The organism is Micromonospora sp. NPDC049799, from assembly GCF_040656655.1.
Taxonomy (GTDB): domain Bacteria; phylum Actinomycetota; class Actinomycetes; order Mycobacteriales; family Micromonosporaceae; genus Micromonospora.
Map to the genome: position 1 here is coordinate 1 of NZ_JBFAMU010000038.1, position 21,555 is coordinate 21,555.

Sequence of the window (21,555 nt, forward strand, 5' to 3'; positions counted from 1 at the left end):
CCGGCCGGCGGGTCGGCGCGCGTGCCCAGCAGGTCGGCCACCGCCCGGTAGGGGTTCACCACCCCGTGCCCGACCTGGGGGTCCACCCCGGCGGGCGGGGCGTCGGCGGTGCGGATCAGCCGGTCGGCGACCTGCTCCGGGGAGAGATCGGGGTGCGCGGCGCGGACCAGGGCGACGACGCCGGAGACGTACGCGGTCGCGAAGCTGGTGCCCTCCCCGGCGGCGAGGTACCCCTCTCCGCCGGGGGCGGGACCGACGATGTTCTGGCCCGGTGCCGCGACGTCGACGTAGTTGCCGCTGACCGAGGACCCGACGTGGCCGCCCTGCTCGTCGACGCCCGCGACCGCGATGACGCCCGGGTACGCGGCCGGGTACGCCGGCAGGTCCTGCTGGTTCTCCGAGCGGTTGCCGGCGGCGGCCACCAGGACGACACCCTCGTCGAGCGCCTCCCGGACGGCGTCGGCCAGCACGGGCCGGTCCAGGGTCACCAGCGACAGGTTGATCACGTCGGCGTCGTTCTCCACCGCCCACCGGATCGCCTCGGCGATCTCGCCGGGGAGCGCCTCGTCCATGCGGGTCTCGTTGTCCGGCAGGACGCGTACCGGCAGGATCCGGGCCTCCGGTGCGACGCCGCTGAACGGTACGCCGGTGTCGTCGCGGCCGGCGATCAGACCGGCGACCACGGTGCCGTGCCCGGCAAGGTCGCAGCGGCCCTGCTGCCGGGGCAGGCCGTTGAAGTCGCGCCCTTCGAGGACCCGCCCGAGCAGGGCCGGGTGGGTGGCCGAGACGCCCGAGTCGATCACCGCCACGGTGACGCCGGCACCCCGGGAGAGCGGCCAGGCCGACGTCGGCTCCAGCCGGCGCAGCGGCCACGGTGTCTCGGCGGGGGTGCTGTCGCCGGGCGGACCGCACCGGGGTGCCGCCACGGCGGCCGGGACCGGCGCGACGACCGCGGCGCCGACAAGGACGACTCCACAGAGGACGGTCCCGATCCGGCCCACGGTACGGCGGGCGGGGCCGGCCCCGCCCGGTCGGATGCTCTCGCGCACGCGGTGAGACTACCGCCCGGCGCGCGCGGACCGGGTGTCGCTTCCGGCCGGCTCATCGGTGAAGAGGGCGAGCAGGTCGCCCACCTGCCGGTCGGCCTCCGCCGGATGCCGGAAGTGCCCGGCCGGGTTCAACGTGTACTCGTTGCGCCGGCCCACGCGGGTGCGGTGCAGGTAGCCGCCGGCCTCCAGGTCGGCGACGATCGCCTGGGCGGCGCGCTCGGTGACACCCACCTCGTCGGCGACGTCCCGCAGCCGGGCGGTGGGGTTGCGGGCGATGGCGAGCAGCACGTGCGCGTGGTTGGTGAGGAAGGTCCAGTTCCGGGTGCTCCCGTGCTCCCCTGTCGTCGCCATGTCGTCATCGTATGACCTGGCGTTCCGGTTTTGGTCCCGCCCCCGGGCCGGGAAGTGACCACCGTTGTCAAACACATGAAGTGCAGATCACGTATACCTTGACGTGCCTTGGCGTGCGTGTGACGGTGGAGGCGGCCCGCGTCCACCGTCGGCCGGGGTCCGACCAGGTCCGTCTCGTGAGCACGAGGTGAGCGAATGAGTCGCGTCGAACCGCCCGGTGTCCCACCGGGCCCGACAACCCCACGGCAGGCACTCGCGGAACTCCAGGCCGGCAACCGGCGCTTCGTCACCGGCGCGCCCCGACATCCCAACCAGGACGCCGGTCACCGCGCGGCGGTCGCCGACGGGCAGCACCCGTTCGCGGTGGTCGTCGGCTGCTCCGACTCGCGGCTCGCCGCCGAGATCATCTTCGACCGGGGCCTCGGTGACCTCTTCGTCGTACGCACCGCCGGGCACACCCTCGGCTCCGAGGTGCTGGGGAGCGTGGAGTACGCGGTGACCGTCCTGCGTACGCCGCTGGTGGTGGTGCTCGGGCACGACTCCTGCGGTGCGGTGCAGGCGGCGCGCGAGGCCGCCAGGACCGGCACGTCACCCGCTGGGCACCTGGGTGCGATGGTGGACGCCGTCGTGCCGAGCGTGCGCCGGGCGGAGGCCCAGGGCGTGTGGGACGTCGACGGGATCGTCGACATCCACATCGCGCAGACCGTCGAGGCGATGCTGGCCAGCTCCGACGCGCTCGCCGCCGAGGTCGACGCCGGCCGCTGCGCGGTGGTCGGCATGTCGTACCGGCTCACCGCTGGCGAGGTCCGCACGGTGGCCGAGATGTCCGCGGGCGGCCCGCCGGTCGCGTCGGTTGACGTGCCGGCCGCCGTGACCGCCGTCTGACCGCTACGACGAAGGGCCGCCCCCGACCGGGGGCGGCCCTTCGACACGCTGTCCGGGTCGCCGTCAGAGCAGCGACACGTGGACGTGGTCGGTGTGGTTCGAGGGACCGCTGTACGACTTCCACCCGGTCGCCGGGAACCAGATCTGTCGGTTCCAGATGACGTAGTAGATGCCGAGCCGGTCGGCGTTGCGGACCAGGAAGGCGGTCAGGTTGTTGCCGTACATCCGGGTGTCGTTGTTGTACCAGGACCGGAAGCCGCTGTTCTGGAGCGACCAGTCGCAGGCGCGGCCCTTGGGATGCTCGTACGGCCCACCGGACCGGTAGCAGCCCACGAACCGGGTGAAGCCGGCCCGCTTGACCTCCTTGTACATGTGCAGCGTCCGGGGCGTGACGCAGCCGGAGGTGGTGGGGTCGGGCTGGCTGCACGACTCGGACCGCCAGTCGCCGTCCGCCGTCCGGCCCGGTGCGACCCGGGCGACCGGTGACGTGGCGTTCACCAGGCCGCCGGTGAGGCCGGTGCCGCCGACCAGGTCGAGGGCCTTCTCGGCCGCGGCCCGATCCCGGTTGATGTTGTTCCTCAGGCGCTGCTGGTCCCGGACCTCGGTGTCGACCGCCAGCTTCGCCTGTTGCACGCGGGCCTTGGCCGCGTTGACCTCGGCGAGCTGCTTGGCGTTGACCATGTTCAGCTCGTCCAGGGCGCCCGCGCGCTGCACGAAGGAGTCCGGGGTCCGGGCCTCCAGCAACATCGACACGGCGCCGATCCGTCCGCTCCGGTACGACTGGGCCGCGATCTCGTTGACCTGCGGCGCGAGCGCGTTCAGCTCGCGCTGGAGCCGGCTGACCTCCAGCTCCAGCTCCCGTTGGCGCTTCTGCGACTTCTTCAGGGCCGCCTCGGCCTTCACGAAGTCACGGTTCTTGGCCTCGATGACGTCGTTGAGCAACGTCGGCTGGCTGTCGTGGCCCGAGGGCTTCGGGGGTGCCGGTGCGGCGGACGCCGGGAGGGGCCCGACGAACACGACCAGCGCGGCGAGCACGGCCACCACAGGTGTCAACCAGCGGCGTAGGGGTGCCGTCACAGTGTTCCCTTCCGTCGACCGCCGACCGGGTTAGCTGACGGGTTCGGGGCGGAAGTGGCCCCTACCGCATTCGCGGATTCACCCCAGGTACCTGGGTCCCCGGTTCGCCTCGCGGCGATTGGGCGGCGGCACCGCAGGCGCCGCTGCGCGCCTTCGGCGGTGACCGGCAGCGAGGTTACCCGACAGTCGTCCTGGGGATCTACGTCTGGTAGCCGACCAAACGAGCTATTTCGACGCCAAAGCCGATGACCAGTGACGCGACTATCAGGCGGGTGGGTCCGCGTGATCACGCTACGCAGTTTCACCATGCGGTGTCCGTGCTCCTGTCCCGGTCGGGCCACCTGCCGGGGGTGGCGGGGGAGGTGTCCGTCGCGCGGGGGGCGCTCAGCGCCTCCAGCGCCTCCGCCCGTACCGCCGCCCGGGGGAGCGGCGGGTCGGGCGGTGTGTCGCCGGCGGTGGCCGTACCACCCCGCCGGCCGGCCGTGGTGACCACGGCCGCCAACGCGGTGGTGAGCGGCACCGCGGCGATCAGACCCAGGGTGGCGACCGCGCTGCGGACGATCTCCTGGGCCAGGAACTCACTGGTGAGGATCTGGGTCACCGCCCGCGAGTCGGCGGTGAGCAGGAGCAGCACGGGCAGCGAGGCGCCTGCGTACGCCAGCACGATCGTGTTCACCGTGGAGGCGATGTGCGCGCGGCCGACCCGGGTCGCCGCCCGGTAGAGCTGCAACCGGGTCAGCCCGGGGTTGGCGTGCGCCAGTTCGGTGACCGTGGCGGCCTGGGTGACCGTGACGTCGTCGAGCACGCCGAGCGAGCCGATGATGATGCCGGCCAGCAGCAGCCCGTGCAGGTCGACGTCGGCCTGGTACATCGACAGCGTGGTGGCGTCCTCGCTGCCGTACCCGGTCAGGTGGGTCGCGGCGGTGGCGAGCGTGCCGAGCACGCCGGTCAGCACCAGGCTGCCGAGCGTCCCGAGCACCGCCACGGATGTCTGCGCGGTCACCCCGTGGGTCAGGTAGAGCACCACGAACATGATCAACGCGGCGCCGACGACCGCGACCAGCAGCGGCGACTGCCCGGCGCTGATCCCGGGCAGCACGAAGGTGAGCAGGATGGCGAAGCTCGCCGCGAGGCCGGCGAGCGCGGCCAGCCCGCGCCACCGCCCGAACGCGACGATCGCGGCGGCGAAGAGGGCCACGAGCCAGACCAGCGGTGCGCCGCGCTGGTGCTCCGCGATGTTGTAGCTGCTGACCGTCGGGTCGGCCGGGTCGAGCAGCTCCACCAGGATGATCTCGTCGCCCGCCGCCACCGTCGGTGCGCCCGGCCCGACGGGGATCGGCGTCTCCACCTGCTGCCCGGCGTCCGGCCCCTCGTCGACGCGTACGGTCACGCGGCCGCACGGCCCGTCCGTGGCGCCCGGTGGCCCCTCCGGGGTGTCGGGTCGCGGCGGGCAGGCTTCGCTGACGACTCTCGTCACGGTGCCGTGGTAGCGGGGCGGCTCCGTGCCCTGGTCGGTCTCGGGGGCGTTGCGGGGCCAGAGCACCAGGGCGGCGACCATGGTCGCGACGAAGAGGGGGACCACCGTCGCGACGAGGATCCGCCGCACCCCGGGCGGGGTGGACGGGACGGGACGGGTGTGGTCGGCGCCCATGTGCGTGTCTCCCAACGAATCCTCAGGCGGGTACGTGCCAGCGGGCCGGTCGGTTCAGGGTTCCGACCACGGCGGTCACCGCGAACCGGGGAGATGATCCTCCCGTGTCGGTTCGGCCACGTACCGCGACGGTCCGGTCCGGGTGGCCCCGACCACGGGCGGTCGGCGAGGTCGCCGACCGGCTGCGGGAACGGGTCGGGTGGTGCGGGAGCCGGAGAGCCATCGGCCGAATCGTAGCCACCGCCACCCTCCGACGCCGCTCGCGAGGCCCGGTGTCGACCGTGGCGCATGTAGGGAAGGGCCCCCCGTCAACGCCTGCGGTAGCGGAAGGGCCCCCTGTTAACGCCGCAGCCCCGCCGGGCGGTCGGCACGCTAGCGTAGTCGTGTGCGGACGACGGCAAACGTGGCGGCCGGGCGGTGGACCCGGCTGCTCCTGGTCGTCGCCACCCTGTTCGGCCTGGCCGTCATGCACACGCTCGGCCACGGGACGCACGCCGCCGGGCACGAGCCTGTCGCCCCCGCGCACGACGGCGCCCCCGCGCACGACGGCGCGTCGGCCCACGAGGGCGCGCCGCCGCCCAGCGGGACGGTCGGCGACCACGATGCCGCAAGGGACGTCCGGCTCGTCGCCGCGGGGAAACTCCGGCTCGTCGCCGCGGTCGTTCCCGGTGACGCGGGTTGCCCCACAGGCTGCCCGCACGGGCCGTTGCTCGCCGCCGGTGGCACGGGTGGAGGGTTCCCCGACTGGGGTGTCTGTCTGGCGGTGCTCGGCGCCTTCGGCATGTCGCTCCTGCTGGCGGTCCTCTTCGCGACCGTGACGGGGGCGGGCGAGCCGGGCCGCCGGAGCGGCGACCGTCCTCCGGGTGCTTCGAGGGCACCCCCGCCGCGCCCCGTCGGTCTTCGCCTCGCCACGGTCTCGGTGCTGCGCAGATAGGCGCGACGCGCGGTGCAGGACGCTGCTCCGCGCTCCCGTCGTGTCGCGTACGTCCCGAGAAACCGAAAGGCTCAACCGTGAACACTCGTACCATCGCGCGCCGTGCCGCCCTGGCCGGCGCCACCGTCACCGCCGCCGTCGTCCTGACCGCCTGCGGCGGGGATCACTCGTCCGGCGGGAACCACGGCATGCCCGCCGCCACCGGCGCCGCCCCCTCGGCGGGCGCGAGCGCGGCGACCGTCGACGACGCCGATGTCATGTTCGCCCAGATGATGATTCCGCACCACCAGCAGGCCGTGGAGATGGCCGACCTGGCCACCACCCGGGCCGGCGACTCGGAGGTCAAGCGGCTCGCCGGGCAGATCAAGGCCGCGCAGGGGCCGGAGATCGCCACCATGAGCGGCTGGCTGGCCGAGTGGGGTCGGCCGGCGCCGTCTCCCGGCGCCGAGATGCCGCACATGGACCACGGCATGCCCGGGATGATGTCCGAGGCCGACATGTCGAAGCTGGCGGCCGCCTCCGGCCGCGAGTTCGACCGACAGTTCCTGACCATGATGATCGCCCACCACGAGGGTGCGGTGACGATGGCCCAGACCGAGCTGTCCGAGGGCGCCGACCCGCGCGCCAAGGACCTCGCGCAGCAGATCATCACGTCCCAGCAGGCGGAGATCGCCACCATGCGCAAGATCCTCGACCGGCTCTGATCGAAACCGGCCCGTCGGGCGGCACGGGCCCTCGGCGGGCCTCGCCGGCCCTCTGGGGGCGCCGCCCGGGGTCGTGCAGTTTCGGGGAAAGTGTGCCCATTCCGCGTCGGATGGCCACACTTTCCCCGAAGTTGCGAGCGGGGAGCGGGGAGCGGGGGGCGGGGGGCGGTGGGCGGGGCGGTCAGCCGCGCTTCATCAGGCGGCCGACGGCGGCCATCATCTCGGTGGCCATCTCGTCGGCCCGACCCTCGGCCGCGCCCTCGTGCATGCAGTGCCGGGCGTGCCCGTCGAGCAGACCGAGGGCGACCTTGTCGAGGGCGGCCTGGATCGCGGAGATCTGGGTGAGGACGTCGATGCAGTAGCGGTCCTCGTCGACCATCTTCTCGATCCCGCGGACCTGACCCTCCACCCGGCGCAGCCGTGCGAGCAGCTGGTCCTTCGTCGCGGTGTAGCCCCGGATCGGGGCGGGCGTCGGTGTGGTCATGGCGACGAGTCTACCGTACCCCTCGGGGGTATGGTACGTTCTCGAGGTCGATACCCCTGAGGGGTATGATAGGAAGCCGCGAGAGGAGAGTTCCGATGGTCACCAACACGTACCAGGTCACGGGCATGACCTGCGGGCACTGCGTCAACTCGGTCAGCAGCGAGGTGGGCGCCATCCCCGGCGTCACCGACGTCCAGGTCGATCTAGCCACCGGCCAGGTCACCGTCACGAGCGAGACCCCGTTGGACACCGACACCGTGCGCGCCGCCGTCGACGAGGCCGGGTACGACCTCGCCGGTGCGTGACGGGTCCACCCGACCCGGAGAAACCGAGGTACCACGATGAACACGGCGATCAAGCTGAGCGGCTTCGCCCTCGGCCTCGCGGCGGTGTTCGGCACGGCGTACGGGGTCGGCCAGGTCGCCGGCCCCGTCGCCCCCGCCGCCGAAGCCGACCACGACAGCGACAGCGGTCACGGCGACGACAGCCACGGCGACAGCGGCGGTGCGGCGGACGACGCGCACCTGCCCGGCGGGCTGCTCGTCTCCGACCGTGGCTACACCTTCGAGCCGGTGGGCGCCCCGAGCGGGGAGTTCGCCTTCCGGGTCACCGGCCCCGACGGGCGGCCGGTGACCGCGTACGACGTCGCGCACGACAAGCGCATGCACCTGATCGTGGCCCGCCGGGACCTGTCCGGCTTCCGCCACGTCCACCCCGAGATGGCGCCCGACGGCACCTGGCGCGTCGACTCCCCCCTGGCCGGGCCCGGGGTGTGGCGGGCGTTCGCCGACTTCACCCCGACCGGCGGGGAGGCGTTGACCCTCGGCACGGACGTGACCGTCCCCGGGGCGCTGGCCGAGCGGCCGCTGCCGGCCCCGGCCACCAGCACCACGGTCGACGGCTACACCGTGACCCTGGCCGGCGCGCTCCAGCCCGGCCGCACCTCCGAGCTGACCCTTTCGGTGAGCCGGAACGGCACGCCGGTCACCGACCTGGAGCCCTACCTCGGTGCGTACGGGCACCTGGTGGCGCTGCGGCGGGGCGACCTGGCGTACCTGCACGTGCACCCGGACGGGGCGCCCGGTGACGGGCGGACCCGGCCCGGCCCGGAGGTGACCTTCTTCGCGGAGGTGCCGTCGGCCGGCACGTACCGGCTCTACCTGGACTTCCAGCACGGGGGCCGGGTCCGCACCGCCGAGTTCACCGTCACCGCGGGCACCCCTGCGGCGACGAGCACCCCGGCCGCGACGAGTACCCCGGCGGCGACGTCGCCACCCAACCCGAGTCCGGACGCCGACCACGGCACCCCCGGTCACGGACACGACTGACGGGAGCGCGCGATGACGACGACACGCGGGTCACTACCGGTGGCCCCGAACCAGGTCGAGCTGTCGATCGGCGGCATGACCTGCGCCTCCTGCGCGGCCCGGATCGAGAAGAAGCTGAACCGGATGGACGGCGTGACCGCCACGGTCAACTACGCCACGGAGAAGGCCACCGTCCGGTACGCCGACGAGATCACCCCGGCCGACCTGATCGCCACGGTGGAGAAGACCGGGTACACCGCCGTACTCCCGCCGCCGCCCGCTGCGGCGGGAGCGGAGCCGGCCGGCGAGCCGGTCGACGAGCTGCGTGGCCTGCGTACGCGGCTGTGGGTCTCGGCGGTCCTCACCGTGCCGGTGGTCGTGCTGGCGATGGTGCCGGCCTGGCAGTTCGAGTACTGGCAGTGGCTGTCGCTGACCCTGGCCGCCCCGGTCGTGGTCTACGGCGGGCTGCCCTTCCACCGGGCCGCCTGGATCAACCTGCGGCACGGCGCGGCGACCATGGACACGCTGGTGTCGCTGGGCACCCTGGCGGCGTTCGGCTGGTCGCTCTGGGCGCTGTTCCTCGGCACGGCCGGCGTGCCGGGGATGACCCACCCGTTCAGCCTGGACATCGTCCGGGGTGACGGTGGGGGCAACATCTACCTGGAGGCGGCGGCCGGGGTGACCGTGTTCATCCTCGCCGGCCGCTACTTCGAGGCGCGGTCGAAGCGGACCGCCGGGGCGGCACTGCGTGCCCTGCTGGAGCTGGGGGCGAAGGACGTCGCGGTCCTGCGGGGCGACACCGAGACCCGGATCCCGGTCGACCAGCTCGCGGTGGGGGACCGGTTCGTGGTCCGCCCCGGCGAGAAGATCGCTACCGACGGGGTGGTCGCCGAGGGCAGCTCGGCGGTGGACGTCAGCATGCTGACCGGCGAGTCGGTTCCGGTCGAGGTCGGCCCGGGCGACGCCGTGGTCGGCGCGACGGTGAACGCCGGCGGCCGGCTGGTGGTCACCGCCACCCGGATCGGCGGGGACACCCAGCTCGCCCAGATGGCACGGCTGGTCGAGGCGGCGCAGACCGGCAAGGCGGCCGTGCAGCGGCTCGCCGACCGGATTTCCGGCGTCTTCGTGCCGATCGTGATCGCCCTCGCGGTGGGGACGCTGGGCTGGTGGCTCGGTACGGGGTCGGGCGCGACCGCCGCGTTCACCGCCGCCGTGGCGGTGTTGATCATCGCCTGCCCGTGTGCCCTCGGTCTGGCCACACCGACCGCGCTGCTGGTCGGCACCGGCCGGGGCGCCCAGCTCGGGGTGCTGATCAAGGGGCCGGAGGTGCTGGAGTCCACGAAGCGGGTGGACACCGTGGTGCTGGACAAGACCGGCACCGTCACCACCGGCCGGATGACCCTGGTGGACGTGCTGCCGGCGGCCGGCGGGGACCGGGCCGAGCTGCTCCGGCTGGCCGGGGCGCTGGAGTCCGCGTCCGAACACCCCATCGCCCAGGCGGTCGCGGCCGGTGCGGCGGAGGCCGGCACGCTGCCGCCGGTGACCGGCTTCGCCAACGTCGAGGGCCTCGGCGTGACCGGGTCGGTCGAGGGCCGTGAGGTGGTCGTCGGCCGGCTCCGGCTGCTGCGGGAGCGGGGTCTCGACGTACCGGAGGAGGTCGTGCGGGCGGCGACCGGAGCGGAGGCGGCGGGACGGACGGCGGTCCTGGCCGGGTGGGACGGCCGGGCCCGGGGAATCCTCGCGGTCGCGGACGTGGTGAAGCCGACCAGCCGGACGGCGGTGGCACGGCTCCGCGACCTGGGGCTGACCCCGGTGCTGTTGACCGGCGACAACACCACCGTCGCGAGGGCGGTGGCGGCCGAGGTCGGCATCGACGAGGTGATCGCCGAGGTGCTGCCGGCCGACAAGGTCGACGTCGTGAAGCGGCTCCAGGGCGAGGGGAAGGTCGTGGCGATGGTCGGCGACGGGATCAACGACGCCGCCGCGCTCGCCCAGGCCGACCTGGGGCTTGCCATGGGCACCGGGACGGACGTGGCGATCGAGGCGTCCGACCTGACCCTGGTACGGGGGGACCTGACGGCCGCGGTGGACGCGATCCGGCTCTCCCGGCGGACCCTCGGCATCATCAAGGGCAACCTGTTCTGGGCGTTCGCCTACAACGTGGCGGCTCTGCCGCTGGCCGCCGCCGGCCTGCTCAACCCGATGATCGCCGGGGCCGCGATGGCATTCTCGTCGGTCTTCGTGGTGGCCAACAGCCTGCGGCTGCGGGGCTTCCGGCCGGTCGCCTGAGCCCACCGCGCGCCGCCGGTCCCTCGTCGCGAGCGGACCGGCGGCGACGGCCGCGGCGACGCTGGGTGACCGGTGACGGTTCAACCGGGTGGGCGGGGGTACATCAAAGGTGTACCGGCACCAATGATCCGGAGGTTGACATGGGTTTCGACGACAAGATCAACAACACGACCGAGGACGCCGCCGGCAAGCTCAAGGAAGGCGCGGGCCGCGCCACCGACAACGAGCGGCTCGAGGCCGAGGGCCGCAACGACCAGGCCGGCGCCAAGCTCAAGCAGGCCGGCGAGAAGATCAAGGACGCCTTCAAGAGCTGATCTCGCGTACGCGTACCGCCGGGCCGACCACGTCGGCCCGGCGGTCCGTGTCCCGCCGACGAGCCCACTCGTTGCCAGGACGGTGCCCCTCGTGGCGCCGATCCGGCTCGCACGGTCCCTACTGGACAAGCACCCGTCCCACGTGGACAAGTGGTACCCGAACGGGGGTGACCGGTGTCCCGGTCTGTCGTCGTCGCCCGGCGCGCTGCCGCCGTGCTCGCCCTGATCGTGCTCGCGCTCGGCGGTCACGAGGCCCGAGGGGACGGGCCGCAGGCACCGCCCGTCCCCGCTCCGAGCCCTTCCGCGACTCCCTGAGAAGCCGCCGGCCGGCGCGCGCCCCCGTGACGCACGCCGGCCGCCCCGTCGGTCAGCGCAGCCGCAGGCCGCCCCGGCCGACCGGGTCCGCGAGGCTCTGGTCAGGGCCGGCCACGAAGCCGTCCAGGGACATCGAGATCTGACAGGCCACCATGCTCATGCGGGGTTGACGTCCACGCCGGCCGGAACTCATCGGCGTCGCGGGAGATTGCCGCCGCCGCGCCTGCACAACTTCCGGGAAAGAGTGGCCATTCCGCATCGGATGGCCACTCTTTCCGGGAAGTTGCGCGCTCGCTGCGGATGGGAGGTCGGTCAGCGCGGGCCGCGCCGGCCGCGTACCTGCCGGGTCGGGCGGGACGGTGCCGGGCCGCTAAGTGACGCCCGGTCGGCGGCGGAGGTGCCGGACGACCAGCCCTCCTCGTCGTGCACGGTGAGCCGGGCCCGGGTCACGCCCGGGAAGAGGGTGTCCAGGTGTTCCCGGACCGCCTCGGTGCGGGCGGCGAGCACCGGCAGCAGCCGGTCCGGACCCGCCGCCTCGACGGCCTGCCGGTTCGCCTCCTCGGTGGCGGCGCGCAGCCGTTCCCCGATCCGCACCGCGAACGCGTTGAGGAAGGACTCGTCGTAGCCGCGGGTGCGTCGGGCGCCACCGCCGCGGCGCTCGCCCCGGCCGCGCAGCATCGCGGCGGTGGCCTGGACCAGCAGCGAGGTGTAGAGCAGCTCGACCGCCTCCAGGTCCGCCGGCCAGCCGAGCACGGTGGTGAACCCGAGGTCGTCGGACCACACCGCCTCGCACCGGTTGGCCGCCGCCACCTCCTGCACCAGCAGCGCCTTCGCCCCCGCGTACGGCGGGTCGGTGCCGAGGCGCACACCGTCGGGCAGGTCGCCGCGTTCCGCGCCGGGGGCGAGCAGCGCCTGGTCGATGCTGTGCCGGGCCATCAGCTCCTGCGCCTTCCCGGTCAGCGCCTCGGCCTCGGCCGGGAAGGTCGTCGACTCGGCCTTGGCCAGCAGAGCCCGCACCCGGTCGAGCATCCGGGAGCCGGACCGGACGGGCGTGGACACCGCTCTGGTCGCCCCGGTCACGCCGGGCGGCGGACGGAGCACGGCGATCGGTGGGAGCCCCTCGACCAGTGCGAGCACGTCCACCGCCGTCCGCAGCGCGGTGAACCGGTCCAGGCCGTGCCGGCCCGCCCAGGCGGCGAGGTGCCGCTCGTCGTCGTCCCACCAGACCTGGGCGTCCAGGTCACGCAGGTGGGCGTCCCACCACGGCGGGACCGGGTCGGGCAGGTCGCGGCGCTGCGCGGCCAGGGCGTCCACCACCAGCGCGGCGGACGCGGCGCCGAGCCGGCGGACGGCGATCCGGGCCAGGTCCGCCGGCTGCCCGCCGCGTGGGGCCAGCCGCGCGACCCTGGTCACCAGCCTCCGGACCAGCGCCGCGTCCACGGCCACCCCGCCGTCCGCGGCGCCGGCGATCATCAGCCGGTCGAGCTGCCGCTCCGCGAGGCGTACGTCGGTGCCGCGTACCGCCGCGAGGGCGTCGTTGATCAGGTCGTCGACGTCCGGCACGGCCGCGTCCCTTCCGCTGATGTGTGGGCGTGCCAGGAGAACCCGTGCCCGCCCGCCGACCGTACCCCCGGAACCGGCCGCCCCCCGTCCGGTCGTGACAGGTCCCACCCGGGTCGGGGTGGGCGCGGAGGGCATGGTTCCTCCTGCGCTGGGTACGGGCGACGGGGCACGACGTGAGGCGGTGGGGATGGCGGGGTCGGCGTGGCGTCGCTCGGTGCTGGCGGCGGGGGTGATCGGTGCCGCCGTGATGGCGGCGGTGGACGAGATCGTCTTCCACCAGCTTCTCGGCTGGCACCACTTCTACGACCGGTCCACGCTGTCGGTCGGCCTGCTCGCCGACGGGCTGCTGCACGCGGCGGAGCTGCTGGCCCTGGTCGGCGGGTTCTTCTGGTTCGCGGACCTGCGCCGTCGGGGCGCGCTGCTGCCCCGGGCCGCCTGGGGCGGGTTCCTGCTCGGGGCCGGGGCGTTCCAGCTCTTCGACGGCGTCGTCGACCACAAGGTGCTCCGGCTGCACCAGATCCGGTACGGGGTGCACCTGCTGCCGTACGACGTGGTGTGGAACTCCTCCGGCGCCGTGCTGCTGCTGGCCGGTGCCGCCGTGGTGTGGCGGGCCCGTCGCCGTCCCCGGCCCGGCGGCCGGCCGTGACGGTCCTCGCGCACGCCGGCTCCGGAGGCGACCCGGGCCTGCTGGCGTTCGTCCCGGTCGCCCTGCTGGCCGGCGCGTACCTGCTCGCGGTGTCCCGGGACCGGCGCGGCTGGCGACCGGGGCGTACCGCCGCCTGGCTCGCGGGGTGCGCGGCGCTCGCCCTGGCTGTCGGTCCGCTGGCGGGCGCGCCCGGTGACCCCCGGGCGCACATGGCGCAGCATCTCCTGCTCGGCATGGTCGCTCCGCTGGGTCTGGCGCTCGGAGCGCCGGTGACCCTGCTGCTGCGGGTGGTGCCGCCCGTGCGGCGCCCCGTCGGGCGCCTGCTGCGGGCCCGGCCACTGCACCTGCTCGCCCACCCGGTGAGCGCCGCCCTGCTCACCACCGGCGGGCTGGCGCTGGTGCTGCTCACCCCGCTGTACGCCACGGCGGAACGGCATCCCGCGCTGCACCACGGCATCCACCTGCACTACCTGGCCGCCGGTTACCTCTTCGCCTGGTCGGTGGCCGGACCGGATCCGGCACCGCGCCGGCCCGGCCTGGCCGTGCGGGCTGGCGCGCTGCTCGGCGCGGCGGCCGGTCACGCGGTGCTGGCCAAGTACCTGTACGCCCACGCCGCCACCCTGCCGCCCGGCCTCCCCGACCGGGACGTGCACGCTCTCCAGGACGCCGCCCGGCTCATGTGGTACGGCGGCGACGTGGCGGAACTGCTGCTCGCCACCGCCCTCTTCGCGACCTGGTACGCGCGGAACCGTCCCCGGGGGGTTGATCGCCTGTTTCACGGGGATCCGCCGGGGCAGAGAAGCTGCCAATTGTCCTTCGATGAGGGGTTGACGCGATGGTGAACAGGACTGGCGCGAACACCGGGAAGCACCCGATACGCACTGCGGCGCAGGTTGTCGGGGCGGTCTTCCTGCTGGTCGGCATCCTCGGCTTCATTCCGGGCATCACCAGCAACTACGACACCATGCAGTTCGCCGGGCACGAGTCCGAGGCGAAGCTGCTCGGGCTCTTCCAGGTGTCGATCCTGCACAACCTCGTGCACCTGGCGTTCGGCGTCGCCGGGCTCGCCCTGGCCCGGACGGTCGCCAGTGCCCGCACCTACCTGGTCGGCGGCGGTGCCATCTACCTGGTCCTCTGGCTCTACGGTCTGGTGATCGACCATGAGAGCGGCGCCAACTTCGTCCCGCTGAACGGGGCCGACAACTGGCTGCACCTGTTCCTCGGGCTGGGCATGATCGGCCTCGGGCTGGCCCTGAGCCGCCGGCCGGCCAACCGCCGGTGACCGACCGGGACCGGACGTTCAGCGGGTCGGGTGGGGGTTCCCGGCGGTCATCCGCAGGGTGAAGCCGTCGGGACCCCGGTGCAGGGAGACATGGCTGCACGACTGGTAGGTGATCCACAGGCCCAGGCCGCCGGGTGAGCCGTCGGAGGCCGGGAGCAGCCCGGCGTACGGGTCCAGCGGGCCGGGGCCGGCGTCGCTGACCGAGACCACGATGCGGTCGTCACCGGCCCAGAGTCGCAGGCGGACCGGGGACCGGCCGTGCCGTAGCGCGTTCGTGACGATCTCGCTGACGGCCACGACGAGGTCCTCGACGTCGTCCTCCTTGAGCTGCCCCCGGTCGGCGTCGTAGACGGCGCTGCGGGCCTCCGCCGGCGTGGGCTCGACCAGCACGACGGTCGGAGGCGTCTCCTGGATGGGGTCCGGCGGGATCGGCCGGGCCTCCCGCAGGAAGGTGTCCGGCGCGGTCCAGCCGTCGCTGGGCACGTGCAAGCCGTCGGCGGTGGCGAAGCGGGGATGGGTCCGGGCCACGTCCGCGAGCACCGCCGCCGGGGTGGTCCGCGTGTCGTACGGGCACATGCTCCAGAGCGGGAAGTCGTCGTACGCGTGGTTGATCGCCGACTCGTACCGGGCCCACCAGTCCCACGTCGCGCCGAACGTGGTCGTGGGCAGCTCGCCGATGATCCGGATCTGTTCCGCACCGGCCGCCACCTGCTCGGCCAGCAACTCACGGTAGGCGCGGATGGCGGCGGCCGGTCGGGCGTACACCTCGCCGCCGGGCAGGAATCGCACCCCGGAACCGGCCGGCAGCGCCGCGCGGACCAGGCCGCCGGTGCGCTCGCCCAGCGCCACGAAGGTCGGCTCGCCCGCCTCGACGCCGCCGAGCAGGAACGGCACCACCACGGCGAGCAGCTCGTCGTCGGTGTCGTACTGGAGGCCCACGTGGTAGTAGCCCCGGTGCTGGGCGGGCGCGCCGGTCCTCACGGCCCCACCTCGACCCGCACCGACGACAGGGACAGGAGGGCGACCAGACGGGCGACGGCGGACCGGGACGTCCGGAGGACGGCGGTGGCCCCGCGGCGGCGCGCGTACTCGTCCAGGGTCACCAGCGCCCGGTGGTCCAGGAAGCTCAGGTCGCCCGCCCGCAGTACCAGTTCACCGTCGTCGGGGTGCAGGTCCGCGCGGTCCAGCGCGGTGCGGAACAGGTGCCGGTTGTCGGCGTCCACCTCGCCCGCGACCTCGGCGTGACCCTCGCCGGGCGGGGCGGCGAACAGGCGGAACTGCGGCTCGTCGACGTTGGCCACCGGATGCAGGCACGCGAGCTCCGCGACCGCCGGACCGAGCCGCGCCCGGTCGTACGCGCACATCGCCCGGAACGGCCGGGTGTGCATCCAGCGGTCGATCCGGTGTTCGTAGCGGCAGAACGCGTCGAGCTGCGCCGGAGTGCGTACCAGTTCGGTCGCGTCGGCGACGACGCGCAGCCCGGTGTGGCCGGCGGCCAGCGCCGCCGCGGTGGCGTCGGCGTACGCGGCGATCTGGGCGGCCGGCGTGACGACCCCGCCGGAGGTGTAGGTCGAGGCCAGCGGGACGACCTCGGCCGCACCCCGGGCGAGGGCGTCGGCGAAGGCGGGCAGACGACGCAGGTGCGTGCTCACCGCGTCGTCGGGGCGGGCCGTCACGTACCAGACCTGCGCACCGGAGGCCAGGCCGTCGAGGAGGTAGCGCTCCGCCTCGACGGCGAAGGACTCCAGGTCGTCGTACGCCCAGCAGACGTGGCGGCGCGCTCGCTCGCCGGTCCGGGGGCTCCTCACGCCGTCCAGCATAGGTCGCCCGCGACCAGGCACCCGCGCCGGCGGCCGCTCAGGCCCGGGGGAACGAGGCCCAGATGTTCTTGGTGTCGTCCGTGGCGTACCAGCCGACGTCGAGGGAGACCGCCCGGGCGATCTGGAGGCCACGCCCCCCGGGGTCGGCCGGTTGGACCTCGTCGAGGTCCGGCATGTGGGTCAGGTCGTGGTCGGCCACGTCCAGGATCAGGCAGTCGTCGGTGGCCAGCAGCCGGACGATGGTGGGCGGGATGCCGTGCCGCAGCGCATTGGTGGACAGTTCGGTCGCGATCAGCACCATCACCTCGGGCACCTCGCCGAGGGAGGCCCCCTCGGCGAGCACGTTCCCGGTCAGCTCCTCGTGCAGGGAGGCGCGGAGACCACGCAGCTGCGCGGCGTCCGACAGCGTCCACCGTCGCAACTCGGTGGCCTGCGGCGGGGGCGGTGAGGTGCTGATTCTGGCCATGACCCGGTCTGTACCCGGTGCGGGAGTCACCCAAGCCCGCCGCCGCCCGGTGGTCGGTCGAACGACCGTACGGACCCGGCCGGAAGGGCCGCGGCGCGCGGGCCCTTCCGCGTGCCACGCCGGCGATCCTCAGGTCACCCTCGGGGCGAGCGGGGAGCCGGACCGACGGGGCCGGACAGGTGGACGGTGACCGTGGCGGCCAGACCGCCGGGCTGGCGCTGGAGGACCAGGGTCCCGGTCAGGTGGTGGGCCAGCCAGAGGCCGCGCCCTCCGGGCACGTTGGTCTCCGGAAGGTCGACGGACAACCCGTCCTGACCGGTGCCGTGGTCGGTCACCGTGCAGTGGATGACGTCGCCGCGCCGGACGAGCTGGAGATGGCCGGTCCCGCCGCCGTGCCGTACCGCGTTGGTGACCAGTTCGTGCACGGCGAGGACGAAGTCGTCCGCCGGCTCGCCGGCGAGTCCGGCGGCTGCGACGCGGACGGCGAGCAGGTGGCGCAGCCCGGTCACCGTCGCGGCGGTGAACGTCCGGGCCAGCAGGATCGGGTCGCGCGGGCCGGACAGCGGAGGACGGTACGGGCGACTCGGCTCCGACTGCCCCTCATCGCTCATGTCCGCAGGTTACGGGGTTTTCGGGAGGGCGCGACCTTTGCTCGACGGCAAGCACCCGGCGGTCCGCCCACGCCCTCCTTCGGGAAGGTGTGGCGCACGGCTCGCCGCGCGCCCGGTAGACAGGTACGTTCAGGCGCAGGGTCGGACCCACCCGCCAGTCGGGTGAAGGGGGTGCGGTGGTACCGGAGCAGGCGATGCGACCCCAGCTGCCCGACGCCCCGCCGCGGCGGTCCCCGGCCACCGTTGGCAGCTCCCGGGGGATCGACCTGGCCCTGCTGGAGACGGTGCTGGTGCACCTGCCGGTAGCGGTCAGCGTGCTCGATGCCGACCTGCGGTTCGTCCTGGTCAACAAGCGTGCGGCGGACATCAACGGCCGCACGCCTGCCGAGCACGTCGGACGTCGGGTCGCCGACCTCCTGCCGGGCATCCCGGCGTCGATCGGGGCGGTCGTCCGGCGCGTCCTGGCCACCGGCGAGCCGGCCGTCGACGTCGACATCGTCGGCCCCACCCCGGCCCGTCCGGGCGCACGCCGCTGGCGCGGCAGCTACTACCCCGTCTACGGGGCCGCCGCCGCGGCACCGACCTCGGTGGCGGTCATCTTCGACGAGGTCGACAGCCCCGACGCCCCCGTGGGGGTGGGCGAACTGGCGGCCGACCGGGCCACCAGCCTGGCGGTTCTCGACACCCTGATCGACAATGCGCCCGTCGGCATCGCCGTCCTCGACACCGAGCTGCGCTACCTGCGGATCAACCCGATCCTCGCCGCCTGGAACGAGAAGCCGGTCGCCGCGCACCTCGGCCGCCGGCTCCGCGAGGTCCTGCCCCAGGTGGCCGATCTGCTCGAAGGCGTCCTGAACGAGGTCGCCGCCACCGGCCGGACGGTCCGCGACATGGAGATGTCGTACGCCGACAGGAGCTGGCTGAGCAGCTACTTCGCCGTGCCCGGGGCGTCCGGGGAGATCGCCGCGCTGGCGATCCTCGTCACCGACGTCACCGCCCGCCGACGCGGTGAACAGAGGGCCCGCCGGCTGCAACGCTTCACCGCGGCGCTCGCGCAGGCCCTCACCGTCGACGACGTGGTCGAGGCCGTCGTCTCCACCGGTGTCCGGGCCGCCGGCGCGGACGTGGCCGGGGTGGCCCTGCTCGACGAGCGCGGCACCCGCATCGACTTCGTGCCCAGCACGGCGGCCAGCGGTGAGCCGCCGGCGCGCTGGGTCGGCGTCGACCGCGACGCCGACCACCCCGTCGCCGAGGCACTTCGTACGGGTCGACCGATCTTCTTCCCTGACCCGCAGGCCCTGATCTCCCGGTACCCGGACCTCGCCGCGACGCGCGACCAGACGGGAGACCACGCCATCGCCGTCATCCCGTTGCGGGGCCGCGGCACCGCCGCGGGAGTGCTGACCTTCGCCTTCCACCGGGAGCAGCCCTTCGAGGTCGAGCACCGGGACGTCCTCACCGCCGTCGCGGGTCTCGCCGGGCAGGCGCTGGCCCGCGCCCAGCTCTACCAGCGCGAGCACGAAACCGCCGTACGCCTGCAACGCAGCCTGCTGCCCACCCGGCTGCCGCACGTCCCGGGCGTCGACATCGCCGCCGCGTACGTGACCGGCGACGCGGCGGAGGTGGGTGGTGACTTCTACGACGTCTTCCCGGTCCGTGCCGAAACCGACGCCGAGTGGGTGGCCGTCATCGGCGACGTCGCGGGCCGTGGCGTCAACGCCGCCTCGGTCACCGGGCTCGCCCGGCACACGCTGCGCATCACCGCGGCGCAGGCCCCACCGGCGGAGGCCCTGCGCGCGTTGCACGAGCGGCTCACCGCCGACCCGGACGTGGACCGGTTCGTCACCGTCGCCTGTGCCCGGCTGCGCCTCCGGGAGGGTGCCGCAACCCTGGACCTCGCGTCCGGCGGGCACCCGCCAGCCCTGGTCCGCCGTGCCGACGGGCACGTCGACGTGATCTCCGTTCGCGGCGTCATCCTCGGCGCCTTCCCGGAGGTCCGACTCGGCCAGCGCACCGTTGACCTGTGCCCCGGCGACACCCTGGTCCTCTACACCGACGGCGTCATCGAGGCACGCGGCCCGGAGGGCCTCTTCGGTCAGGAACGCCTCGTCAGCCTGCTGCAGGACCTGCCCGGCGGCGACCCGAGCCTGGTAGTCGGCCGGATCCGCGAGGAGGTGGCGGCCTACCAGCGCGGCCCCCAGGCCGACGACCTCGCGGTCCTCGCCCTGCGACTGACCGGCTGACGCCCCTGACCAGCCGGCTCCCGCCGGCCGGTCGCGACGTGCGTGCTCTGGCATGATGTCGGCGTGCTCGCCTCGTCCGACCCTGAGCCGACCGTGCGTACGGCGGCGGCAACTCCGCCGGTGGCCGCCGGCCGGAGCCGGCACCGTGCCGCCGACGACGGTAGCCGGACGATGTGGATCGCCGTGGCGGCCGCAGCCGTCGTGGTCGTCGTCGCCGGGCTGATGGTCGCCCTTTCCGGTGACGACGGCGCGGACGGGCCGGGCCGTGGAGCCGCCTTCGCCACCCCGGTCGACACCGGGACGCCCCTGGTGGCCGAGGAGCCGGTGCCCGAGGAGCCGTCCGCGTCCCCGACGCCGTCGAGCACACCCACGGCCGCACCGTCACCGCCCCGCCGGGTGCGTCCCGCCGACCTCGTCGCGCAGCTGCGGTCGACGCTGGACACTCTCGTCCGGCAGGATCAGGTGCACCGCGGTGCCGGTCGTGAGCTGCGCAAACGCCTGCAGGGTGTGGAGCAGAACATCGCCGACGGCGACGTGAACGGGGCGCGGGAGAAGCTGCGCGAGTTCGCCGCGAAGCTGGTCGAGCTTCGCCGGGAGGGCAAGGTCGGCGAGGACGGCTACGCGGCCCTCGTGGCGGGCGCGACGCAACTGGCGCAGGCGCTTCCCGCCCGCTGATCCCGTGCGCGGTGCCGTCCAGGGTCGACGTTTTCTCCCCCGGTCGGCTGGGCATGGTTGCCGGTGATGAACACCGGGGACCTGATGGACGGTCGCTACCGACTGCGGGACCGGCTCGGTGCCGGCGGCATGTCGGTGGTCTGGCGTGCCCACGACGAGGTGCTCGAGCGGGACGTCGCGGTCAAGGTGCTGTCGCCGGACCTGGCCGACGATCCGCTGCTGCTCGACCGTGTGCGGTCCGAGGCTCGCGCGGCCGCCCGCCTGCGCCACCCGAACATCGTCGAGGTGTACGACTACGCCGAGGCGGCCGGTCCCGAGGGACGCCCGCTGCCGTACGTGGTGATGGAGCTCATCGAGGGCCGGACACTGTCGCAGTTGCTCACCGGCGGGCCGCTGCCCTGGCGGGTGGCGGTGCTGATCTCCGCGCAGGTGGCCGCAGCGCTGGCCGCCGCACACGAGCGCGGGGTGGTGCACCGCGACGTCAAGCCGGGCAACGTGGTGGTGGCCGGCTCCGGGGTGAAGCTGGTCGACTTCGGCATCTCGGCCACCTCGGGGGAGAACGACCGCGCGGCCGGGCAGTTGCTCGGGACGCCGGCGTACCTCGCGCCGGAGCGGCTGGAGACGGGCCTGGTCCGGCCGGCCACCGACGTGTACGCGTTGGGCCTGCTGCTGTACCGCACCCTGGCGGGGCAGCTCCCCTGGCGGGCCTCCACGACGACCCAGATGCTCGCGGCCCACCGCTACCAGGAACCCGCCGCACTGCCCGCGCTCGTCGACCTGCCGGGTGAGGTCGCCGACCTGTGCCGACGGTGCCTCGACAAGGACCCGGGCCGTCGACCGGCCGCCGCCGAGGCGGCGGCGCTCCTGAGCGCGGCGGCCGGTGCGAGTC

The 21,555-nt window shown here is 74.1% G+C and carries 24 protein-coding genes and 1 riboswitch; of the genes, 13 read left to right on the forward strand and 11 right to left on the reverse strand.

All coding sequences use genetic code 11. From position 1 onward, the window contains the following. Together mycP and AB0I76_RS05675 are read right to left on the reverse strand one after the other, a co-directional pair. Window positions 1–1,049: type VII secretion-associated serine protease mycosin (gene mycP, locus AB0I76_RS05670; RefSeq protein WP_357030295.1), on the reverse strand; the 1,049-nt coding region annotated here is incomplete at its 3' end. A 9-nt stretch (window positions 1,050–1,058) separates the two neighbouring features. Next, a complete protein-coding gene (locus AB0I76_RS05675; RefSeq protein WP_357030297.1) occupies window positions 1,059–1,400 on the reverse strand; it encodes a MarR family winged helix-turn-helix transcriptional regulator in 342 nt (113 codons plus the stop codon). A 195-nt stretch (window positions 1,401–1,595) separates the two neighbouring features. On the opposite strand from AB0I76_RS05675, the gene AB0I76_RS05680 reads away from it, so the two are divergent. Then, entirely contained in the window at window positions 1,596–2,285 is a 690-nt protein-coding gene (locus AB0I76_RS05680) for a carbonic anhydrase (protein WP_357030299.1), read from the forward strand. A gap of 63 nt (window positions 2,286–2,348) precedes the next feature. Here AB0I76_RS05680 and AB0I76_RS05685 read toward each other — a convergent pair whose 3' ends face one another. From AB0I76_RS05685 to AB0I76_RS05695, 3 genes are all read right to left on the reverse strand, one after another. Next, a complete protein-coding gene (locus AB0I76_RS05685; RefSeq protein WP_357030301.1) occupies window positions 2,349–3,362 on the reverse strand; it encodes a hypothetical protein in 1,014 nt (337 codons plus the stop codon). A 4-nt stretch (window positions 3,363–3,366) separates the two neighbouring features. Then, window positions 3,367–3,497, reverse strand: a riboswitch (cyclic di-AMP (ydaO/yuaA leader). Window positions 3,498–3,663: 166 nt separating this feature from the next. Continuing rightward, complete coding sequence (locus AB0I76_RS05690) at window positions 3,664–5,013, reverse strand: YibE/F family protein (RefSeq protein ID WP_357030303.1); 1,350 nt, start codon at window positions 5,011–5,013, stop codon at window positions 3,664–3,666. A gap of 22 nt (window positions 5,014–5,035) precedes the next feature. Beyond that, on the reverse strand, window positions 5,036–5,236 hold the full coding sequence (locus tag AB0I76_RS05695; protein WP_357030305.1) for a hypothetical protein: 201 nt from the start codon (window positions 5,234–5,236) through the stop codon (window positions 5,036–5,038). A gap of 162 nt (window positions 5,237–5,398) precedes the next feature. On the opposite strand from AB0I76_RS05695, the gene AB0I76_RS05700 reads away from it, so the two are divergent. Both AB0I76_RS05700 and AB0I76_RS05705 read left to right on the forward strand, forming a co-directional pair. Continuing rightward, window positions 5,399–5,947 (forward strand): hypothetical protein, encoded by a 549-nt coding sequence (locus AB0I76_RS05700; protein WP_357030307.1) that lies wholly within the window; start codon window positions 5,399–5,401, stop codon window positions 5,945–5,947. A 77-nt stretch (window positions 5,948–6,024) separates the two neighbouring features. Then, window positions 6,025–6,651, forward strand: coding sequence for a DUF305 domain-containing protein (locus tag AB0I76_RS05705; RefSeq protein WP_357030309.1), 627 nt, complete (start codon window positions 6,025–6,027; stop codon window positions 6,649–6,651). Between the two features lie 181 nt (window positions 6,652–6,832). Here AB0I76_RS05705 and AB0I76_RS05710 read toward each other — a convergent pair whose 3' ends face one another. Then, window positions 6,833–7,135, reverse strand: coding sequence for a metal-sensitive transcriptional regulator (locus tag AB0I76_RS05710; protein WP_357030311.1), 303 nt, complete (start codon window positions 7,133–7,135; stop codon window positions 6,833–6,835). Window positions 7,136–7,230: 95 nt separating this feature from the next. Here AB0I76_RS05710 and AB0I76_RS05715 point away from each other — a divergent pair, with 95 nt between their 5' ends. From AB0I76_RS05715 to AB0I76_RS05730, 4 genes are all read left to right on the forward strand, one after another. Next, window positions 7,231–7,440: a cation transporter gene (locus AB0I76_RS05715; RefSeq protein WP_357030313.1), complete on the forward strand. Its 210-nt coding sequence runs from the start codon at window positions 7,231–7,233 to the stop codon at window positions 7,438–7,440. Between the two features lie 36 nt (window positions 7,441–7,476). Beyond that, window positions 7,477–8,463 carry a hypothetical protein gene (locus AB0I76_RS05720; protein ID WP_357030315.1) on the forward strand — a complete coding sequence of 329 codons (987 nt, stop codon included), beginning with the start codon at window positions 7,477–7,479 and terminating at the stop codon, window positions 8,461–8,463. 12 nt (window positions 8,464–8,475) lie between these two features. Next, entirely contained in the window at window positions 8,476–10,731 is a 2,256-nt protein-coding gene (locus AB0I76_RS05725; RefSeq protein WP_357030318.1) for a heavy metal translocating P-type ATPase, read from the forward strand. Between the two features lie 140 nt (window positions 10,732–10,871). Next, window positions 10,872–11,045 carry a CsbD family protein gene (locus AB0I76_RS05730; RefSeq protein WP_210833190.1) on the forward strand — a complete coding sequence of 58 codons (174 nt, stop codon included), beginning with the start codon at window positions 10,872–10,874 and terminating at the stop codon, window positions 11,043–11,045. A gap of 627 nt (window positions 11,046–11,672) precedes the next feature. On the opposite strand, the gene AB0I76_RS05735 is transcribed toward AB0I76_RS05730, so the two are convergent. Next, complete coding sequence (locus AB0I76_RS05735) at window positions 11,673–12,923, reverse strand: DUF2786 domain-containing protein (protein WP_357030320.1); 1,251 nt, start codon at window positions 12,921–12,923, stop codon at window positions 11,673–11,675. A 94-nt stretch (window positions 12,924–13,017) separates the two neighbouring features. On the opposite strand from AB0I76_RS05735, the gene AB0I76_RS05740 reads away from it, so the two are divergent. From AB0I76_RS05740 to AB0I76_RS05750, 3 genes are read left to right on the forward strand one after another with little or no spacing between them, the layout of a single operon-like run. Further along, window positions 13,018–13,569, forward strand: coding sequence for a DUF2243 domain-containing protein (locus tag AB0I76_RS05740; protein WP_357030322.1), 552 nt, complete (start codon window positions 13,018–13,020; stop codon window positions 13,567–13,569). Beyond that, complete coding sequence (locus AB0I76_RS05745; RefSeq protein ID WP_357030324.1) at window positions 13,566–14,411, forward strand: cytochrome c oxidase assembly protein; 846 nt, start codon at window positions 13,566–13,568, stop codon at window positions 14,409–14,411. Before AB0I76_RS05740 ends, AB0I76_RS05745 begins: the two co-directional genes overlap by 4 nt. After that, the gene (locus tag AB0I76_RS05750; RefSeq protein WP_357030326.1) at window positions 14,405–14,851 is read left to right on the forward strand and encodes a DUF4383 domain-containing protein; all 447 of its coding nucleotides are present in this window, start codon (window positions 14,405–14,407) and stop codon (window positions 14,849–14,851) included. Before AB0I76_RS05745 ends, AB0I76_RS05750 begins: the two co-directional genes overlap by 7 nt. Window positions 14,852–14,869: 18 nt before the next feature. On the opposite strand, the gene AB0I76_RS05755 is transcribed toward AB0I76_RS05750, so the two are convergent. From AB0I76_RS05755 to AB0I76_RS05770, 4 genes are all read right to left on the reverse strand, one after another. After that, a complete protein-coding gene (locus AB0I76_RS05755; protein WP_357030328.1) occupies window positions 14,870–15,832 on the reverse strand; it encodes a sensor histidine kinase in 963 nt (320 codons plus the stop codon). Then, entirely contained in the window at window positions 15,829–16,659 is an 831-nt protein-coding gene (locus AB0I76_RS05760; protein ID WP_357030330.1) for an MEDS domain-containing protein, read from the reverse strand. Before AB0I76_RS05760 ends, AB0I76_RS05755 begins: the two co-directional genes overlap by 4 nt. Before the next feature lie 49 nt (window positions 16,660–16,708). Continuing rightward, window positions 16,709–17,137, reverse strand: coding sequence for an ATP-binding protein (locus AB0I76_RS05765; RefSeq protein WP_357030332.1), 429 nt, complete (start codon window positions 17,135–17,137; stop codon window positions 16,709–16,711). Between the two features lie 134 nt (window positions 17,138–17,271). Next, window positions 17,272–17,748: an ATP-binding protein gene (locus AB0I76_RS05770; protein ID WP_357030334.1), complete on the reverse strand. Its 477-nt coding sequence runs from the start codon at window positions 17,746–17,748 to the stop codon at window positions 17,272–17,274. 194 nt (window positions 17,749–17,942) lie between these two features. Between AB0I76_RS05770 and AB0I76_RS05775 the strand changes: the two genes are divergently transcribed. The 3 genes from AB0I76_RS05775 to AB0I76_RS05785 form a co-directional block, all read left to right on the forward strand. After that, the gene (locus tag AB0I76_RS05775) at window positions 17,943–19,991 is read left to right on the forward strand and encodes a SpoIIE family protein phosphatase (RefSeq protein WP_357030336.1); all 2,049 of its coding nucleotides are present in this window, start codon (window positions 17,943–17,945) and stop codon (window positions 19,989–19,991) included. 63 nt (window positions 19,992–20,054) lie between these two features. Next, a complete protein-coding gene (locus tag AB0I76_RS05780; protein ID WP_357030338.1) occupies window positions 20,055–20,666 on the forward strand; it encodes a hypothetical protein in 612 nt (203 codons plus the stop codon). A gap of 66 nt (window positions 20,667–20,732) precedes the next feature. Next, the coding region (locus AB0I76_RS05785; RefSeq protein ID WP_357030340.1) for a serine/threonine-protein kinase at window positions 20,733–21,555 on the forward strand (823 nt) is incomplete at its 3' end.

Coding starts and splice junctions, on each gene's coding strand:
- AB0I76_RS05675 (WP_357030297.1), bottom strand. CDS start 1,400: ATGGCGACGACAGGGGAGCACGGGAGCACCCGGAACTGGACCTTCCTC.
- AB0I76_RS05680 (WP_357030299.1), top strand. CDS start 1,596: ATGAGTCGCGTCGAACCGCCCGGTGTCCCACCGGGCCCGACAACCCCA.
- AB0I76_RS05690 (WP_357030303.1), bottom strand. CDS start 5,013: ATGGGCGCCGACCACACCCGTCCCGTCCCGTCCACCCCGCCCGGGGTG.
- AB0I76_RS05695 (WP_357030305.1), bottom strand. CDS start 5,236: ATGGCTCTCCGGCTCCCGCACCACCCGACCCGTTCCCGCAGCCGGTCG.
- AB0I76_RS05710 (WP_357030311.1), bottom strand. CDS start 7,135: ATGACCACACCGACGCCCGCCCCGATCCGGGGCTACACCGCGACGAAG.
- AB0I76_RS05715 (WP_357030313.1), top strand. CDS start 7,231: ATGGTCACCAACACGTACCAGGTCACGGGCATGACCTGCGGGCACTGC.
- AB0I76_RS05720 (WP_357030315.1), top strand. CDS start 7,477: ATGAACACGGCGATCAAGCTGAGCGGCTTCGCCCTCGGCCTCGCGGCG.
- AB0I76_RS05725 (WP_357030318.1), top strand. CDS start 8,476: ATGACGACGACACGCGGGTCACTACCGGTGGCCCCGAACCAGGTCGAG.
- AB0I76_RS05730 (WP_210833190.1), top strand. CDS start 10,872: ATGGGTTTCGACGACAAGATCAACAACACGACCGAGGACGCCGCCGGC.
- AB0I76_RS05750 (WP_357030326.1), top strand. CDS start 14,405: ATGGTGAACAGGACTGGCGCGAACACCGGGAAGCACCCGATACGCACT.
- AB0I76_RS05765 (WP_357030332.1), bottom strand. CDS start 17,137: ATGGCCAGAATCAGCACCTCACCGCCCCCGCCGCAGGCCACCGAGTTG.
- AB0I76_RS05770 (WP_357030334.1), bottom strand. CDS start 17,748: ATGAGCGATGAGGGGCAGTCGGAGCCGAGTCGCCCGTACCGTCCTCCG.
- AB0I76_RS05775 (WP_357030336.1), top strand. CDS start 17,943: ATGCGACCCCAGCTGCCCGACGCCCCGCCGCGGCGGTCCCCGGCCACC.